The following is a 17,696-nucleotide window of genomic DNA, read 5'->3' as shown; positions in this document are numbered from 1 at the left end:
CCTTAGGGTTGCGCTGTGGCGCTTTAAAGCGGTGGTCTATTTTTAGTACGGCAAGGTTTCGGACGTTTTGACCTTTGGTGAACAAAATAGCTACAGTGACAACGTCCGATTTAGGGGATTTTTTGCGAAATCCCCTAAAAACCCCTCGCAAGGCTACAGAATGTGGCCTACGGCAATACTCGTATCATCCTGATACTCGCCTCTACGAGGCCATCTTCGCTATGCTCAGATGTTCAAATTTGCCTCCGCCGTCGCTCGGTCTTAACGCACCGTTTGTGGACGCGTTCCCGACGCACCACAAACTCGCCAAACTTTTCTGTTTGGCGTGCTAACCTCACTCTGTTGTCGGCACATTCTGACGCCGTAACAAGACAACAACATAACCTTGAGTGGCTTTTATGAGTCACTTTTTTATAAAAAACACTGCAAAAACCACAAAAAATCGCTCCGGTAGATTATTGATTTTATTGAAGTTTTTATTTTGCCGTTTTCAAACAAAATCAATCACTTACACAACCTAAGCAAAGCGCCAACATAAAACAAACCAACAAAACCACGAACAGCGCCCTAATAACAACAAATTAACCGCTCTAAACCCTTTTTTTAACGAAAATTTAAAATCAAATAAAATCAACATATTAAAAAACAGCTTAAAAAAAGGGTTTTCAAAGCCAAAATTGTTGTTTATCTTTATATAACAAGATTTATCAAATCTTGAGTTCTACCTTAACGCCGTGTAGGCGGTTTAGAAACCTCAGGTGCTGGAATACCGCATCCTGTACCACCTTAACGCCGTGTAGGCGGTTTAGAAAAGATCCTTTGCACCGCTTGCATTCAACGTATACCTTAACGCCGTGTAGGCGGTTTAGAAATTTAGCGTGTTTTTTTGCTCTATCCAAACAATCCTTAACGCCGTGTAGGCGGTTTAGAAATCAACAAAAAAGGCAAATTTAACGCCGTTCAACCTTAACGCCGTGTAGGCGGTTTAGAAATGCAACAATTTGACAGCTCTCAAAATCAAACTTCCTTAACGCCGTGTAGGCGGTTTAGAAAACTATTAGTACGATTTAGGGCGTCTATATAAGCCTTAACGCCGTATAGGCGGCAATAAAAATAGAATTAATCATATAATTACAAAAAAACAATCAGCTGTACTGTCTGACTTACTCCGGCGTCAGAATGTGCCGACAACAGAGCGAGGTTAGCACGCCAAACAGGACGTTTGGCGAGGCTATGCTTCGCTGGGAGCGAATCATAGCCGGTGCGTTAAGACCGAGCGCCGGCGTCGGGGCAGCCGAAGGCCACATTCTGTAGCCTTGCGAGGGGTTTTTTAGGGGATTTCGCAAAAAAATCCCCTAAATCGGACGTGAGCACTGAGGTTATTTTATTCACCAAAGCTAAAACGTCCGAAACCACCACACCCAACCCACTCTATCCACCAACAAAAAAAGAACTATCTTATAGCAACTACGTTGACTTTTTTTACAAAAAAGCAAGGTTATAAATCTTTTTATCAACTTTTTTGATTAGTACGTTAACGTTAAATTAACTTTTCACTAAAAATCTAAAAAATATCACTCGGTAGCCACAGTAAAGCGTTGTTTAATATGTTTAGCTGTTTCTGCTTCGTCAATCATGGCAATGGCATAATCGGCATAACTAATTTGGCTTTTTCCTTTGCTGTTAAATAACACTTCTTCGCCCCCCATAATATAGTGACCTGTCCTTTCGCCATTAGCGTTAAACTCAATTGCAGGGCTTAAGTAAGTCCATTGTACATCTTCACATTTTTTAAGCTCATCAAGTGCTTTTGCCATATTGATTGCTAATGGTTTAAATTCATCAGGAAAATCAGGTGTATCAACCAAACGAATTGAATGTTGTGGATTAACGTATAAACTTCCTGCACCACCAACAACTAATAGGCGATTAGCTTTACCGCTCAAGATATCGGTTAAATGTTTTAAACTGGTTTGATGCAATGGCAGTGATTCAAGTGTCCATGTGCCAAATGCATCAATAATCACATCATAGGGTTTTAAATCAGCATAGGTTAATTCAAACAGATCTTTAATTAGCACTGCTGCTTTTGGAGCAAGATGTTGATTTGGCTTACGCACAATTGCAGTAACGTCATGACCTCGTGAAATCGCCTCTTTTACTAAAAGCTTCCCTGTTTTACCACTTGCACCAATGACTGCAATTTTCATATTTTGCTCCTTTTAAGCGTTTAAGAATTAAGAGATATAAGAATGGTTTTAGATTAGTCTTTAGTTTTCCACTGTAAAGCTGGTACTAAATATAAGGCTATAGTGGTTTTTTGATATTGTATATTACATCTTATTTTGGTTTTAGCTATTAGTTAACAATGCTTATTTAATAAACTGATATAAATAATCTCAAATCGCTATTTTTTATAAAATAGATTAGTATGATTTTATTGATTTTTGTTGGCTAAATTATTATGAGTATATCTTCAAACAACTTAACCATTAAAGATATTGCAAAGCTTTGTTCGGTAAGTAAATCTACCGTTTCTCGAGTGATTAATCATGATCCTATGGTTAAAGAAGCTACGCGTAATAAAGTTTTGGCAATCATTGAACAGTATCACTTTACGCCGTCTAAATCGGCAAGAGCTATGCGTGGTTATGGGAATAAAGTGATTGGGATTATTGTAACTCGCCTTGATTCCCTTTCTGAAAATCAAGCTGTTCAAAGTATGTTGCCTATTTTTTATCGGCATGGTTATGATCCTATCATTATGGAAAGCCAATTTAGTACGGACAAAGTCAAAGAATATTTATCTATGCTTAAAAGTAAACAAGCTGATGGCGTAGTTATCTTTGCATTTACTGGACTAGAGCAGTCATTATTATCTACCTGGCAAAATAATAGTGTAGTGATCGCAAGAAAATTCCAAGATCATACTTGTATTTGTTATGATGATATTGGTGCAGTTAGATTATTGCTTGCTCATTTATATCAATCGCAACAACATCAAAATATTGGTTATATCGGTATTGAGCAACAAGACCAAACTACTGGCGCATTGCGTTATCAAGCCTATTTGGATTTTTGCCACCAATATCAACTTAGCCCCAATGCGGTTTTAGGTCAATTAAGTTATCGTTCAGGTTATGATCTTGCCCAGTTGGTATTAACTAAAAATCCATCGGCTATCGTTTGTGCAACTGATGGTATTGCATTAGGATTAAATAAGTATTTACACGAAAAACAGCTTGAACATATTACCGTAGCTAGCATTGGTAATAGTGAGCTACTGAGTTTTCTTTTTCCTAAGACTTGTGCAGTTGAACTCGGTTTTGATCAAGCAGGTAGTTGTGCGGCTCAAGAGTTACTTAATATGTTACAAAATCAGTTTGAACTGAAAAGTATCACCATTCCTTGCCATTTAATAGGCTAACCAGTAGTTATTTTTATTTAATTTGTGCTTATTTTGCTCTAATTTGTGATATTAATCACAAAAAAGGGAACGTTCCCATTTATTAATTTATCAATTCAATCTATGCTTAATCTATATTCAAAATAGCCAGATTATTAGTGAAATAAAAAGGCTAATTCTAATTTAAAGGAGACCTTTTATGGCTAAAAATTCCCAATTAACTAGCCAATCGATAATGCAATTAATCGAGTTGATTGGTGGGAAAGAAAATATTGCCAGTGTCACTCACTGTTTAACAAGATTGAGATTTGCCTTAGTTGATCCTAAGCTAGCTGATGTCCAATCTATAGAAGAACTGCCTTTTGTGAAAGGTTGTTTTAATAATGCTGGACAATTTCAAGTTATTATTGGTACCAATGTTGATAGTTATTACAAAGCATTGATCCAGCAATTAAATTTAGATGAAGCAAGCAAAGAGCAAACTAAAGTTGCAGCTAAAAAGAATATGTCTTTTTTTGAAAGGTTTATTTCTAACTTAGCAGAAATTTTTGTGCCATTATTACCAGCTTTAATCGCTGGTGGTTTATTACTTGGGTTACGTAATATTATTGGTGAAATGCCAACTATTGATGATAAGCCGTTGATACAAACCTATCATTGGCTAGCGCCAATTTACAGTATACTTTGGTTGCCTTGCGAGGCGATTTTCCACTTTTTACCCGTTGCCATTTGTTGGTCTACCGTGAAAAAGATGGGAGGATCGCCAATTTTAGGTATTGTTTTAGGCATCACTTTGGTTTCACCACAATTGATGAACGCTTATGACCTTGGCAGTAAAATACCTGATGTTTGGGATTTTGGTTGGTTTAGTATCGAAAAAGTCGGCTATCAAGCGCAGGTGATTCCGTCTATTTTTGCAGGTTTAGCGTTGGGTTGGATCGAAACACGATTACGCAAAATTGTACCTGATTACTTGAACCTAGTGATTGTGCCGATTGTTGCGCTTCTTGTTTCTGTGTTTTTAGCACATTTCCTTTTAGGTCCAATTGGAAGAATGTTAGGTAATGGTATTGCTTTTATTGTTAAATATTTAATGACTGGTGATTATGCCTTTATTGGCGCTGCTGTTTTTGGTTTCTTTTATTCACCATTGGTTATTACTGGTATTCACCATACAACCCTTGCAATTGACTTACAAATGACTGAAAGCATGGGCGGTACGCCGATTTGGCCAATTATTGCTTTATCTAATATTGCTCAAGCTTCGGCTGTTGTGGGTATTATTTTAGTTAGTAAAAAACATAATGAGCGTGAAGTGTCGGTTCCTGCTGCCATATCAGGTTATCTTGGAGTAACCGAGCCTGCTATGTATGGTATTAATTTGCGCTATAAATTCCCGATGCTGTGCGCCATGGTTGGTTCAGCTTTAGCCGGGTTAATTTGTGGTTTATTCGGTGTGTTATCTAATGGTATTGGGGTTGGCGGTTTGCCGGGTATTTTATCGATAAAGCCGATATATTGGTCGATTTATGCTTTGGCGATGATTGTGGCAATTGTGGTTCCGATTGTTTTAACTTCGATCGTTTATAAAATTAAACTTAAAAAAGGTACGTTAGATATTCGTTAAACACGAGCTAATAACCATTAACCGTTCTAGTTATTGAGCGGTTAATTTATGAAAAATAAATAATAAATAATAAAGAGCAAGCAATGAATAAAATCGATATCCCTTGGTGGCAAAATGGTACTATTTACCAGATCTATCCAAAAAGTTTCCAAGCTAGTGGCGCTGGTTCAACGGGCGATTTATTAGGTATTATTAGCCGATTAGATTATCTTGAAAATTTAGGGGTTAGTGCTATTTGGTTAACGCCGATTTATCCATCCCCACAAATTGATAACGGTTATGATGTGTCGGATTATTATGATATAGATCCGAGCTATGGCTCAATGGCTGATTTCGAACTACTGGTTAAACAAGCGCACGAGCGTGGTGTTCGCATTATGATGGATATGGTGTTTAATCATACTTCAACACAGCACCCATGGTTTAAATCAGCCTTAGATAAGTCAAGTCCTTATCGCTCATTTTATATTTGGAAAGACGCTAAAGCCGATGGCTCAGAGCCTAACAATTGGCGGTCAAAATTTGGCGGTAAAGCATGGCAATGGCATGAACAATCAAAACAGTACTATTTGCACTTATTTGCTAAACAGCAAGCCGATCTTAATTGGGAAAACCCAACTGTTCGTCAAGAAATCAAAAAAGTATGTCAATTTTGGGCTGATAAAGGCGTTGATGCATTAAGGCTTGATGTGATTAATTTAGTTTCAAAACAGCAAGATTTTTTGGATGATGAAAATGGCGATGGTCGTCGATTTTATACCGATGGTCCAAAAATTCATGAATTTTTACAAGAGATCAGCCGTGATGTGTTTCAACCCAACCAACTTAAAACGGTTGGCGAAATGTCATCCACCACATTAGAAAACTGCCAAAAATATGCTAGCTTAGATGGTAAAGAATTGACCATGACGTTTAACTTTCATCATCTAAAAATCGATTATCCAAATGGGGAAAAATGGACGCTGGCTAAACCTGATTTACTTGAACTTAAAAAAATCCTTGGCTATTGGCAAACAGGCATGCAAGATAAGGCTTGGAATGCAATTTTTTGGTGTAATCATGATCAACCTCGTATCGTTTCACGCCTTGGTAATGAAAACCAATATCACAAACAATCTGCCAAAATGTTAGCCATGCTACTGTATGGTTTACAAGGCACACCTTATCTTTATCAAGGTGAAGAAATCGGTATGACCAATCCTCATTTTACTGATATTTCACAATATAAAGATGTTGAGAGTCTTAACATTTATCAAGAAAAAATAGCAGATGGTATGTCTAAAGCAGAAATTTTAGCAATCCTTGCTAGCAAATCCAGAGACAACAGCCGAACGCCAATGCAATGGGATAATTCAGCCAATGCTGGCTTTACTAAAGGTAAGCCTTGGATTGAGGTTGCTAATAATTATCCACAAATTAATGTCAAAGCGGCACTCGATGATCCTGATTCGGTATTTTATTGCTATCAAACCTTAATTAAATTACGCAAAACGTACCCGATTTTTATTTTTGGTGATTATCAAGATTTAACGCCAGATATTGCTGATTATTGGTGCTATATCAGGCGGTGGCATAATCAAAAATTACTAGTGATAGCAAATCTGACCGATAAAACACTGACATGGTCATTACCTAATTCGTTACAACTCTTGAATTGGCAACGATTATTTAGCAATTATCAAGATAACCATCGGCTAGGCTCTGAAATAAGATTAAAACCTTATGAGACCATATATTGGTTGCAACAGGCGGATTAAGTAAGTGATATGGGCAATCTATAAAAAGGTTGTCCATTTTTCATCAAATTATAACGATGAAGAATGATATAAAAACTAGCAGACATTAACTAAATGTTTTGCTTTATATCTAATGTTATTACACAAAAAATTCAACTTTTGTAGCATCAAGCCTATTACTCTAGCGTTTTCCACAGTGTAATTTCGACCTCAATTGTGTACTAACTATGGGGTAGTTACAGTGGTGTGATCAGAAAGTAATTATCGATTCAAAAGATAAAAAGTTAATCGATTTAGTCATTTTTATAATACGATCAGACCACATATAGCAACCTCTAGTAAAAGCCTTATGTTTTTTAGAGGATTATTTTAATTATAAAGTATAAACAACTCAGTATTTTTCTACACATTACTCAACTTTACTTTATATAACCAAAGGCATTGCTCGATACCGCAAATCTGGCTTTTTAATCCACGCTTGAGCATCAATAATTGCCAATTCTCGAGCCTCTTTTTGTTTGGTGACCTCTAGCACGTGATTAGCGGCATTGGCGGCTAATTCAAACGCCATTAATTGGGATTGTCCATTAATTAGATGCGCTGTAAACAAGCTACAAATTAAATCACCCACACCTAATGGACGATGTGGAAAGTCATATAGTGGGCGGGCAAGATGATAGTTTTGGGTTGGCGTTGCTAACACCATTTCAAATAGGTCGGTTGTTTTGCCAGCGTGCACCAAATTTTTTACTAATATAGCTTTAATGGACTGTTTTTGTAATGTTTTTATCGCATTTAGTACATTGTTAAATGTTTTAATTTCGATATCAGAAAGTATTTGTAATTCTAATAAATTTGGTGTGATATAGTCGGCTTGTTTAACCGCTTGTTTAGTGAAGAAATCAATAATACCTTGTGGCAGTGAACTACCTTTATTGATATCGCCACCCATAACAGGATCACAAACATAGATAGCATTAGGGTTATAGTATTTAATTTTGTTGACTGCTTCTAAGATTTCTTCGCCTTGTTCAGCAAGACCAATATAGCCCGAAATAATGGCGTCAATAGACTTTAAGATCCCAATTTTTTCTAGACTATTAACTATTCGTGTAATTTGTTTAGCACCAAGCACTATGCCATCATAATGAGGATAAACCGTATTACTGGATAATTGCACGGTATGGATCGGCATAACTTCAACGCCTTGTAGCTGCATGGCTAATGTCGATACCTTGTTACCGGCATAACCATAAACAACATTTGATTGAATTGATAATACTGTTTTCATATGTTTGCCTTATTATTCGTCATAGTAATGATAGCGGTTTAGGAGATAGATACAGATGATAGATATCAATGCTAAACAACAATAAAACAAGGCTAATGGTATCCAAAAAGCTTTGTAAGTATAAATAATATATGCCCCTATCATCGGAATTAGGCTACCAAAAATGGCAGCGCAACCTTGATAGCTGATAGATAACCCTGTGTAACGTATTCTGGTAGGAAAAACTCGACTTAAATAGCCCGCTATTACGCCATAAAAGCCACTGTAGCAAATTACGTTGAGCGAAATACCAATAATAAAGCTATTTTTTGTGCCTAGCTGAATGATTGGGAATAATAAAAATACCGATCCCATTGCTAAGATTGCCGAACAAATTAAAAATCGTGTTGCCGAGTATTTTTCTGAAAAATAGGCAATAAAAGGTTGCACAACAAAATGCACAATCGCAATCCAAAATAGAGCATCAACAATTATCTTATCTTCAATACCTAGTGCAATAGTGGTATAGCCAATCATTAATGTATTAGAAAATATTCCACTAAATGACAATACATTAGCGCCAATGCTTAAAATTAATAGCGGTGTTGATTTTTTTAAAACTTCAATAATCGGGGGTGACTCTTGCTTTAAGTTTGCTTGCTTTTTGCATGATTCGATAAAGACAGGTGACTCAGTTAAGGTGACTCTAGCAATAATGCCAATAATTAATAAAATAGAACTGGCTAAAAATGGAATACGCCAATAGCCACTATTAATAAGCTCAGCTATAGGTGAACGGATAATATAAGAAAAGACCAATAATGCTAAAATATTTCCTGCTGGGCTTCCCCACTGTGCAAAGGAGGAAAAGAAGTTTTTCAACCCTTTTGGGGCATGTTCATTGGTCATAAGCACTGCACCGCCCCATTCACCACCAACCGCAATCCCTTGTAATATGCGTAATGTAACTAATAAAATTGGTGATAAAATGCCTGCTTGTTGATAAGAGGGTAATAAACCAACACAGGTGGTGGCACACCCCATTAAAACCAACGTAGTAATTAACGATTTTTTACGCCCCAAACGATCACCAATATGACCAAATAGTAACGCTCCTAAAGGACGTGATAAAAATCCCACGGCAAAGGTGGCAAAAGATCCTAAGATTTGCACAAATTGATTATCATCAGGAAAAAAAAGCTGACCAAATATTAATACTGATGCCAAGGCATAGATATAAAAATCATACCATTCAATGGTCGTACCAATAAAGGCGGCAAAAGCGACTTTTTTAGCTGATGAATTGGACATAAGTAATCTTAGGGCTATCGCGGTTGTAAGTTAATAATGAGTACGAAACTAGCACAAAACTATTAATATGACAATTTGTTATCTTCTAAGAAAAGAAAAATGCAATGGATAGATTTAGTATCTAATTTAGTGACAGAATTAACTGTCACCTTTATTATTTTCCTCTATACAGAAACACGCAATTTTATGTTCATTATAATTAATAAGCTGTGGTTGTTCTGTTGTACAACGTGAAAATGCTAAACGGCATCGAGCATTAAACGCACAACCCATAGGTGGATTTAGCGGACTTGGTAATTCACCTTCTAATTTAATTCTATCTCGTCTAAGATCAGGATTTAATCTTGGGGTTGCTGATAATAGTGCCTGAGTATATGGATGTTTAGGGTTACGATAGATTTCATCTTTTCGTCCTTGTTCAACGCAACGACCCAAATACATTACCATTACGTCATCAGCAATGTGTTCAACGACGGAAAGGTCATGAGAAATAAAAATATAAGATAAACCTAGGTCTTGCTGTAGATCCATCATCAAATTTAGCACTTGTGCTCGTACAGAAACATCTAATGCTGAAACAGGTTCATCAGCAACTACTATTTCGGGATCAAGCATTAAACCTCTTGCGATAGCAATGCGTTGACGTTGTCCTCCTGAAAACATATGGGGATAACGGTTATAAAACTCTTCTTTTAATCCAACTTTTTGCATCATTGATAGTACTTTTGCTTTACGATCATTTGCTGTTAGATCAGTATTAATAATTAGAGGCTCTTCTAATATGGAACCGATTTTTTTGCGGGGGTTCAATGATGAGTATGGATTCTGGAAAACGATTTGAATCTTTTGGCGACGCAATTTTTGAGCTTGTTGATCATTATCCAACAAATTCTGATTTTTAAAATAAATTTCTCCAGATGTGGGTTTTTCAATCATTGTTAGTAATCTTGCTAATGAGGATTTACCACAACCTGATTCACCGACAACCGCAAGTGTTTTAGCTTTGTCTAATGTAAAAGATACACCGTCAACGGCTTTAACTTGCTTGGTTTCAGAAAAAAGTCCCGTTTTAACATGATAATATTTTGTCAAGTTTCGGGCATCAAGCAGTAATTCATTATTTTCCATGTTATTGTTCATATTGTGGTATCCCTTCGCTTGATAGTGGATAATGACATTTTACTTTTCTAGTTTCACCATAGCTAACTAGTGCTGGTTCTTGGGTATAACAATGTTCAGTAGCATAAGGACAACGAGGGTTGAGTAAACAGCCTGTTGGTCGATCATATTTTCCTGGTACAACGCCTGATAATGATGCTAATCGCTCTTTGTCTTGAGTGAACTCAGGCAGTGATCGTAATAGTGCCTGTGTGTAAGGGTGTAATGGTTTTTTAAAGATAATTTCAGCATCGCCTATTTCAACCACTTGTCCAGCATACATTACAATAATTTTTTGTGCAGCCTCAGAAACTAACGCTAAGTCATGAGTAATAAGTATTAATGCCATATTATTTTTGCGTTGTAACTCAAGTAATAACTCAATAATTTGCCCTTGAATTGTGACATCTAGTGCTGTTGTTGGTTCATCAGCAATTAAGAGTTTTGGATTGCATGCAATGGCTATTGCAATCATTACTCGTTGGCTCATTCCGCCAGATAACTGGTGCGGGTAAACCTTTAATCGATTTTCAGCATCAGGAATTCCGACTAATTTAAGCAATTCAATCGCTCTTGCTTTGAGCGCTTTTTTACTGCCACCTTGGTGGATTTTTAATGTTTCAATGATTTGGTAACCTATGGTAAAACATGGGTTTAAGCTAGTCATCGGATCTTGAAAGATCATTGCCACATCTGCACCTACAATTTTACGGCGCATTTTAGTTGAGATTTGTTGAAGATCTTTGCCATCAAAGTGTAATGCATTTGCATTGACTTTACCGGGAAAATCAATTAATCCCATTATGGCGAGTGAACTCACTGATTTTCCTGAACCTGATTCACCAACAATACCAACAACTTGCCCTTGCTCAACGTCATAACTAATGTGATCTACTGCTTTAAATCCACCAAATTGAACAGATAATTCTTTTACTTCTAATAGTGCCATGACTGTATCTCCATTACTGTTTCAATTTAGGATCAAGTGCGTCTCGCAAACCATCTCCCATTAAGTTGAAAGCTAACACTGTCATTAAAATTACTAAACCAGGAAAGGTAACGACCCACCATGCTGATTGTGCAAATTGCAATACGTCAGCAAGCATTGTTCCCCATTCTGGTGTTGGTGGTTGTGCGCCCATGCCTAAAAAACCTAATGCAGCCATGTCTAAAATTGCGTTCGAAAATCCTAATGAAGCTTGTACAATTAATGGTGCTAAGCAGTTTGGTAGGATGTTGATAAACATTTGTCGTAAGGGTCCCGCCCCAGCAACTCGTGAGGCGATCACATAATCTTTATTAATTTCAGCAATCGTTGCTCCGCGTGTTAAGCGAACATAATGTGGTAATGCAACAAAAGCTAATGCTATTGAAGCGTTAATAATTGATGGACCAAATATTGCAACTAATACAAGTGCAAGTAGTAAACTTGGTAATGCAAGCATGATATCCACTGCACGCATAATTACATTGTCTAAAAAACCACCTACATAACCAGCAATTAATCCTAATGTAATCCCTAAAATCAATGAGATAATGACTACTAAGCAACCGACTAATAAGGATAAACGGGCACCATAAATGAGTCTGGATAGGATATCTCGTCCCACATCATCAGTTCCTAAAATAAATTGCCAACTGCCATCTTTCATCCAAACGGGTGGTGTTAGTAATGCATCTCTAAATTGTTCAGAAGGGGAATGTGGTGCAACAAAATTGGCAAAGATAGCTAGTAATACAACAATAATAATAAAGACTAGTCCAACGACTGCACCTTTATTTTTTGAAAAATAGAACCAGAACTCACGCATAGGCGTTAATGGTTTAGGTACGGCTAAACTGGTGTCTTGCGTATTGGTTGGTTCAGTAATAACCTGTTTATTCATCTGTAAAAACACTCTTATTTATGTCTAATACGTGGGTTAATAACCCCGTACAACATATCAACTAATAAATTCACTAAAATAATTATGACCGCAACAATTAAAACGCCACTTTGTACAACGGGGTAATCTCGACGCTGTAGCGCTTCAATTAACCAACGACCAATTCCTGGCCATGAAAAGACAGTTTCGGTCAATATGGCGCCGGCAAGCATTGTACCAACTTGTAAACCGATAACGGTAACAACAGGGATCATTGCATTACGCAATGCATGAACAAGGACGATTCGCATTCTACTAACGCCTTTAGCTCGTGCGGTTCGAATATAATCTTCACTCAATACTTCTAACATAGAAGAACGAGTCATGCGGACAATTACTGCTAATGGAATGGTTCCTAACACAATTGCAGGTAAAATTAAGTGAGTAACTGCATCGATAAAGTCTTCCGTTTCGCCCCATAATAAAGTATCTATTAACATAAATCCGGTTAAAGGATTACTTTCATCTAAGAAAAGCATATCACTAACACGACCAGATACAGGAGTTAAATTTAAGTGCACTGAGACTAACATGATTAGCATCATCCCCCACCAAAAAATTGGCATGGAGTAACCTGTTAAAGATAGCCCTATTGCTGTGTGATCAAATATTGAACCACGTTTCACTGCGGCAAGAACACCGATTGGGATCCCAAAACTAACTGCAAACAACATTGCGCAAAATCCAAGTTCAAACGTTGCTTTAAATCGGGGTACAAATTCATCCCATACTGGAATTTGGCTTTTAAAAGAGGTTCCTAAATCGCCATGAAGCATGTTTATAATATATTGAAAATATTGTTGATACAGTGGTTTATCTAAACCCAGTTGAGTCATTAATTCAGCATGGCGTTCAGGGGTTAAACCTCGCTCTCCTGCAAGCACCATAATGGGATCACCCGGAATAAGGTGAACAAAAATAAAAGTAAGCAGTGTGATACAAATAAACGTTGGAATAAGTACACCTAACCGCTTTAGAATAAATTGAAACATGTAGTAGCTCTTAAATATTGCTTTTAAACTATCGTTTATAAAATAGATAAAATTTTTATTATTATTAAAAAATAGATTTATAGTTCTAAATTTAGCAAAACCCAACGTAGTGATTAACCACACATTGGTGGTTAATCGTTAGGAATACTATTTTTCAAGCGTAACTTGGTTAAAGTCATGTAATGACAGAGGCGCCATAATATAGCCTTTAACTTCTTTGCGTAATGGCATATAAACCATTGAATGCGCAATCATCAATGCAGGTGCTTGATTATGCATTTCAACTTGTGCTTGTTTATATAGCTCAACTCTTTTTTCGTGATTTGACTCAATACGCGCTTGTTGCAATAAATCATCAAATGGTTTGTAACACCAGCGTGAATAGTTTGAACCTGCTTTAACCGCATCACAGCTCATCAAGACAGAATAAAAGTTATCAGGGTCGCCATTATCTCCAGTCCAGCCCATTAATACAGCATCATGTTCACCATCACGAATACGAGATAGATATTCTCCCCATTCATAACTAACAATTTTAGCTGTTACGCCAATTTTAGCCCAATCTGCTTGAATCATTTCGGCCATACGGCGTGCATTTGGGTTATATGGACGTTGTACTGGCATTGCCCATAAATTGATAGTAAAGCCTTTCTCTAATCCCGCTGATTTTAATAATTCTTTTGCTTGCGCTGGATCATAAGGATAATCTTTCACTTCATCGTTATAACTCCACATTGATGGAGGAATAAAGTTTTTAGCTGGTTCAGCTGCACCTTGAAAAACAGCTTTTATAATCGCTTCTTTGTTCACGGCCATATTTAATGCTTGGCGGACTTTTAAATTATTAAGTGGCGGCTTATCCATATTGTAGGCTAAATAGCCAATGTTAACGCCAGCCATTTCTTTAACAACAATATTTTTGTCTGATTTCATTCGTTCAACATCGGCTACATTTGGGTATGGCATAGCATGACACTCGCCTTTTTGTAACTTAGCATAACGAATTGCGGCATCTGGTGTAATAGAAAACACTAAGCGATCAAGTTTGGCTTTTGGACCAAAATAATCGGGATTTGCTTTATAAAGAATTCTGGAATCTTTTTGGTATTGTACAAAAGTAAATGGGCCTGTACCAACAGGAACTAAGTCTAATTTTTCTGGTGTGTTTTTCTTAAGCATAGCATCAGCATATTCAGCTGATAAAATTGATGCAAATGACATTGCTAAATCTGCTAAAAAAGGGGCTTCTGGATGGTTTAATTCAAATACAACAGTATGGTCATCAATCTTTTTAATTTCTTTGATTAAATCTGGGAATCCCATACTTTCAAAGTATTCATATTGTCCACCAGAAACTTTGTTATAAGGATGATTTTTATCTTTTTGTCGCATAAATGTAAAAATAACATCATCAGCATTTAGGTTTCGTGTTGGTTTGAATTCTTTATTGCTATGCCACTTAACATCATTGCGTAAATGAAAAGTATAGGTTAAACCATCTTGGCTGATATCCCAAGATTTGGCTAAAGAAGGTTCAATTTCGGTAGTACCTAATTTAAATTCTACCAAACGATTATAAACAGGAACTGCACTTGCATCCATTGATACACCACTTGTTGCTAATTGTGGATTAAATGTTTCAGGCGAAGCCTCTGAACAATAAACCAATGTTTCAGCAGCATGAAGTTGTGCACTCGCAAGCATTGTTATTAGTCCTGCACTCAATAAGAATTTATGTTTATATTTCCTTAGATTACTCATAAAATCACTCCAATTATTTAACTGTAAACCGATTTTGTAACATTTAAACACAGGTAAGAATGTCGTATTTTTAATATTTTTTAAATATAGATTTAGTAAAACGTTCTAATTTTTATATTAATTAACTTTTATTTGGTTTAAATTCATATTTTTTATTTTTTGCACATATACAGTGCAAAGCGTACTATAATTAAAATTGCGATATAGCATAAAAGTTACAATAAAATTCCATTTTAGATTAAAAATAACTTTTAACAACAATATAACGACAGTTAAGTACTATGTAACAGATAAAATAAGCAAAAATAGTGCCATTTTTAATTTACAAATTCATATTAAAAAAGAACAGGTATATTTTATTTTCGTAGTTCTTAATTTATATCTAGTTCTAGATTTATTATATAACTTATCACTTACTAATTGATTTTTATAGAATGTATTATAGTTAGTGTAAGTAAAATAATCATTAAATTAATGATGTAAAATTAACTTATTACTGGATTTAGCTTAATTTTAGTTGAACACTGTTGAGTAGTGAAACAAGGTGAAAGGCTTATTTGAAAAGGCTTTAGGCATAAAAAAACCTGCTAGAAGCAGGTCTTAGAATTTGGTGATTGGTGCCCGGACGCGGAATCGAAGATGTGGGTTGAATTCTTGTGGTTATTGGATTTGAAAAATTTAGATGAAAAATGTACCCGTATTTGTATCCCTAAATTTAGCTGCTTTAAAAATGTACAATTAAGCTCAATTTTATTACCATAAAGAGATTAGCATTGTTCTTTCCTGAATCCCTGAATCAACAAAGCCAAATTTAATATAAAACGCATTGGCTTCATCTGTTAAGCTATGTACCAATAGTGTTCTAGAACCAATTTGTTTAGAGACTTCTTTCGAGCGTAATATAGCATCTTTTAATAATGCCGCACCTAATCCTTTTGCTTTGTAATTTTTATCAATAGCTAAACGGCCTAAGATAATAACCGGAATAGGATCGGGCATATTGCGCTTAAATCTACTCAATGTTAGTTGTCGATGTTGGATACTTCCAGTTGATAAACAATAAAAGCCGATTACTTTATTATTGTCACAAATTACAAATGTACGTGAAGCACCACTTTTTTGATTTTTTAAGGATTTATTCTTCAACCATTCATTCAAAGACAACTCTTCACAATCAAATGACGTAAAATCATGATGTTCATTCAATAAATGTGGCGCTTCTATTTTTCCCATGGTGACTTCCGTGACAACAAAGCTTGAATTTTTTCATTACTATCAAAAGAGGCTTCGATTGCATGATTGAAAGCATTTATCTGTTCATCGTCGATTAAAAAAAGACGCTGATCAAGCAAAACATCTTCAGCCTTTGAGCAGGCCGCTTCTAAAATAAAATCAGTGCGTGATTTAGATAGTAAATGAGCCGCAATATCAATCAATTCTTTTTGGGATGCCTTAGCTCTAATATTAATAGGCGATTCTTTGGTTTCAGTTCTCATTTTAATTGCCGTTTTTTATTTAGTATGAATATGTATTGTATAGTAAATTGATATACAAGTGGAGTGGTGTTTAAATATTGAAGAAATAAGTAATATAAACTATAAAAATGAGCTGGGGTATTTAAAACTTACAAACTAAAATAATTTAGATCTAGTGGTAATTGCATTGTGTATATTAAAAATCTCCATGAATATATAATTTAACAGAATTTTATCTTCAACCAAAAAACTATATAATTCAAACGTCATATTTAAAATTACATTGTTTTAGTTACAATATTAGGTGATACTAAAAACAACAATATTAAAACTGAAAGAAGCCTTGGAATTCCATAAACTTACTTTATACCATTATAGTTTAGTAAATATTTATAGGAAATACTTGTGAAACAAATAGAATTTGGATGTAAGAATGTTTTAGTTTCTAATTTTGAAGAAGATAAGTTAAAAGTATTTTATATCGGATTTGATTTTGGAAAATATCGATTAGATGCTTTTACTGAAGTGATAATGGACTCATTGGTCGACTTTGCATTCGGTTATCATACAGGAATATTAAAATATTATGATAGATCTCTTTTAAAAGAAGCCGCGAAATCGCTCTATTCAATAAAACCGTTTGATGATTATAGAAAGGAATATATTGATAAGGGGAGTGTGAGGGATTGTAAATACCCCAAACTTAGTACACAACTCACGTAGAAAATTAAGCTGCTTGTTTTAGTGTTTTATACTCAATCGGTGTCATGTTATTTAATGCCTCATGCGGTCTTTCGGTGTTATAAATCGTTAGCCATTCTTCGGTTATTTTCCTAGCTTGTGCTAAGTTGTTAAAAAGATATAAATCGAGTACTTCAGTACGATAGGTACGATTAAATCGTTCAATAAAGCCATTTTGATAAGGGCTACCGGGCTGGATATAATCAATGGTTATATCATGTGATTTAGCCCAGTTTATAAAGGTTTTTCCTGTAAATTCTGGCCCATTATCGACCCGTATTTTTAATGGATATC

15 protein-coding genes and 1 CRISPR repeat array are annotated in these 17,696 nt (G+C 35.6%); of the genes, 4 read left to right on the top strand and 11 right to left on the bottom strand.

Annotated features, from left to right (window positions below; translation table 11 throughout):
• Nucleotides 1-723: 723 nt before the first annotated feature.
• A CRISPR array of direct repeats spans nucleotides 724-1,053; the repeat unit is 29 nt; unit sequence ACCTTAACGCCGTGTAGGCGGTTTAGAAA.
• 521 nt (nucleotides 1,054-1,574) lie between these two features.
• Nucleotides 1,575-2,210 (bottom strand): NAD(P)-dependent oxidoreductase, encoded by a 636-nt coding sequence (locus A9G31_RS10510; protein WP_065561605.1) that lies wholly within the window; start codon nucleotides 2,208-2,210, stop codon nucleotides 1,575-1,577.
• Between the two features lie 254 nt (nucleotides 2,211-2,464).
• Between A9G31_RS10510 and treR the strand changes: the two genes are divergently transcribed.
• The 3 genes from treR (at nucleotide 2,465) to treC (ending at nucleotide 6,790) form a co-directional block, all read left to right on the top strand.
• Complete coding sequence (gene treR / locus A9G31_RS10505) at nucleotides 2,465-3,427, top strand: trehalose operon repressor TreR (RefSeq protein ID WP_065561604.1); 963 nt, start codon at nucleotides 2,465-2,467, stop codon at nucleotides 3,425-3,427.
• Between the two features lie 178 nt (nucleotides 3,428-3,605).
• The gene (treB, locus tag A9G31_RS10500) at nucleotides 3,606-5,033 is read left to right on the top strand and encodes a PTS trehalose transporter subunit IIBC (RefSeq protein ID WP_065561603.1); all 1,428 of its coding nucleotides are present in this window, start codon (nucleotides 3,606-3,608) and stop codon (nucleotides 5,031-5,033) included.
• A gap of 83 nt (nucleotides 5,034-5,116) precedes the next feature.
• Nucleotides 5,117-6,790: an alpha,alpha-phosphotrehalase gene (gene treC, locus A9G31_RS10495; protein ID WP_065561602.1), complete on the top strand. Its 1,674-nt coding sequence runs from the start codon at nucleotides 5,117-5,119 to the stop codon at nucleotides 6,788-6,790.
• A 403-nt stretch (nucleotides 6,791-7,193) separates the two neighbouring features.
• On the opposite strand, the gene pdxY is transcribed toward treC, so the two are convergent.
• The 9 genes from pdxY to A9G31_RS10450 form a co-directional block, all read right to left on the bottom strand.
• Entirely contained in the window at nucleotides 7,194-8,060 is an 867-nt protein-coding gene (gene pdxY, locus A9G31_RS10490) for a pyridoxal kinase PdxY (RefSeq protein ID WP_065561601.1), read from the bottom strand.
• A gap of 12 nt (nucleotides 8,061-8,072) precedes the next feature.
• Nucleotides 8,073-9,350, bottom strand: coding sequence for an MFS transporter (locus A9G31_RS10485; RefSeq protein ID WP_065561600.1), 1,278 nt, complete (start codon nucleotides 9,348-9,350; stop codon nucleotides 8,073-8,075).
• 138 nt (nucleotides 9,351-9,488) lie between these two features.
• Nucleotides 9,489-10,490 (bottom strand): peptide ABC transporter ATP-binding protein, encoded by a 1,002-nt coding sequence (locus A9G31_RS10480; RefSeq protein WP_065561599.1) that lies wholly within the window; start codon nucleotides 10,488-10,490, stop codon nucleotides 9,489-9,491.
• Nucleotides 10,480-11,457, bottom strand: a complete 978-nt coding sequence (gene dppD, locus A9G31_RS10475) for a dipeptide ABC transporter ATP-binding protein (protein WP_065561598.1) — start codon at nucleotides 11,455-11,457, stop codon at nucleotides 10,480-10,482. Before dppD ends, A9G31_RS10480 begins: the two co-directional genes overlap by 11 nt.
• Before the next feature lie 13 nt (nucleotides 11,458-11,470).
• Nucleotides 11,471-12,394, bottom strand: coding sequence for a dipeptide ABC transporter permease DppC (dppC, locus tag A9G31_RS10470; RefSeq protein WP_065561597.1), 924 nt, complete (start codon nucleotides 12,392-12,394; stop codon nucleotides 11,471-11,473).
• 14 nt (nucleotides 12,395-12,408) lie between these two features.
• Nucleotides 12,409-13,425, bottom strand: a complete 1,017-nt coding sequence (dppB, locus tag A9G31_RS10465; protein ID WP_034914661.1) for a dipeptide ABC transporter permease DppB — start codon at nucleotides 13,423-13,425, stop codon at nucleotides 12,409-12,411.
• Between the two features lie 147 nt (nucleotides 13,426-13,572).
• Nucleotides 13,573-15,186, bottom strand: coding sequence for an ABC transporter substrate-binding protein (locus A9G31_RS10460; RefSeq protein WP_065561596.1), 1,614 nt, complete (start codon nucleotides 15,184-15,186; stop codon nucleotides 13,573-13,575).
• Between the two features lie 753 nt (nucleotides 15,187-15,939).
• Entirely contained in the window at nucleotides 15,940-16,410 is a 471-nt protein-coding gene (locus A9G31_RS10455; RefSeq protein ID WP_176700395.1) for a GNAT family N-acetyltransferase, read from the bottom strand.
• Entirely contained in the window at nucleotides 16,407-16,682 is a 276-nt protein-coding gene (locus A9G31_RS10450; protein WP_065561594.1) for a type II toxin-antitoxin system TacA family antitoxin, read from the bottom strand. Before A9G31_RS10450 ends, A9G31_RS10455 begins: the two co-directional genes overlap by 4 nt.
• A 384-nt stretch (nucleotides 16,683-17,066) precedes the next feature.
• On the opposite strand from A9G31_RS10450, the gene A9G31_RS10445 reads away from it, so the two are divergent.
• Nucleotides 17,067-17,384, top strand: coding sequence for a hypothetical protein (locus A9G31_RS10445; RefSeq protein ID WP_065561593.1), 318 nt, complete (start codon nucleotides 17,067-17,069; stop codon nucleotides 17,382-17,384).
• Nucleotides 17,385-17,388: 4 nt separating this feature from the next.
• On the opposite strand, the gene A9G31_RS10440 is transcribed toward A9G31_RS10445, so the two are convergent.
• Nucleotides 17,389-17,696: integrase core domain-containing protein (locus tag A9G31_RS10440; RefSeq protein WP_141671333.1), on the bottom strand; the 308-nt coding region annotated here is incomplete at its 5' end.

The organism is Gilliamella sp. Gris1-4, from assembly GCF_001690335.1.
Classification (GTDB): domain Bacteria; phylum Pseudomonadota; class Gammaproteobacteria; order Enterobacterales; family Orbaceae; genus Gilliamella; species Gilliamella apicola_P.
This window is presented reverse-complemented; position numbering and strand designations above follow the sequence as displayed.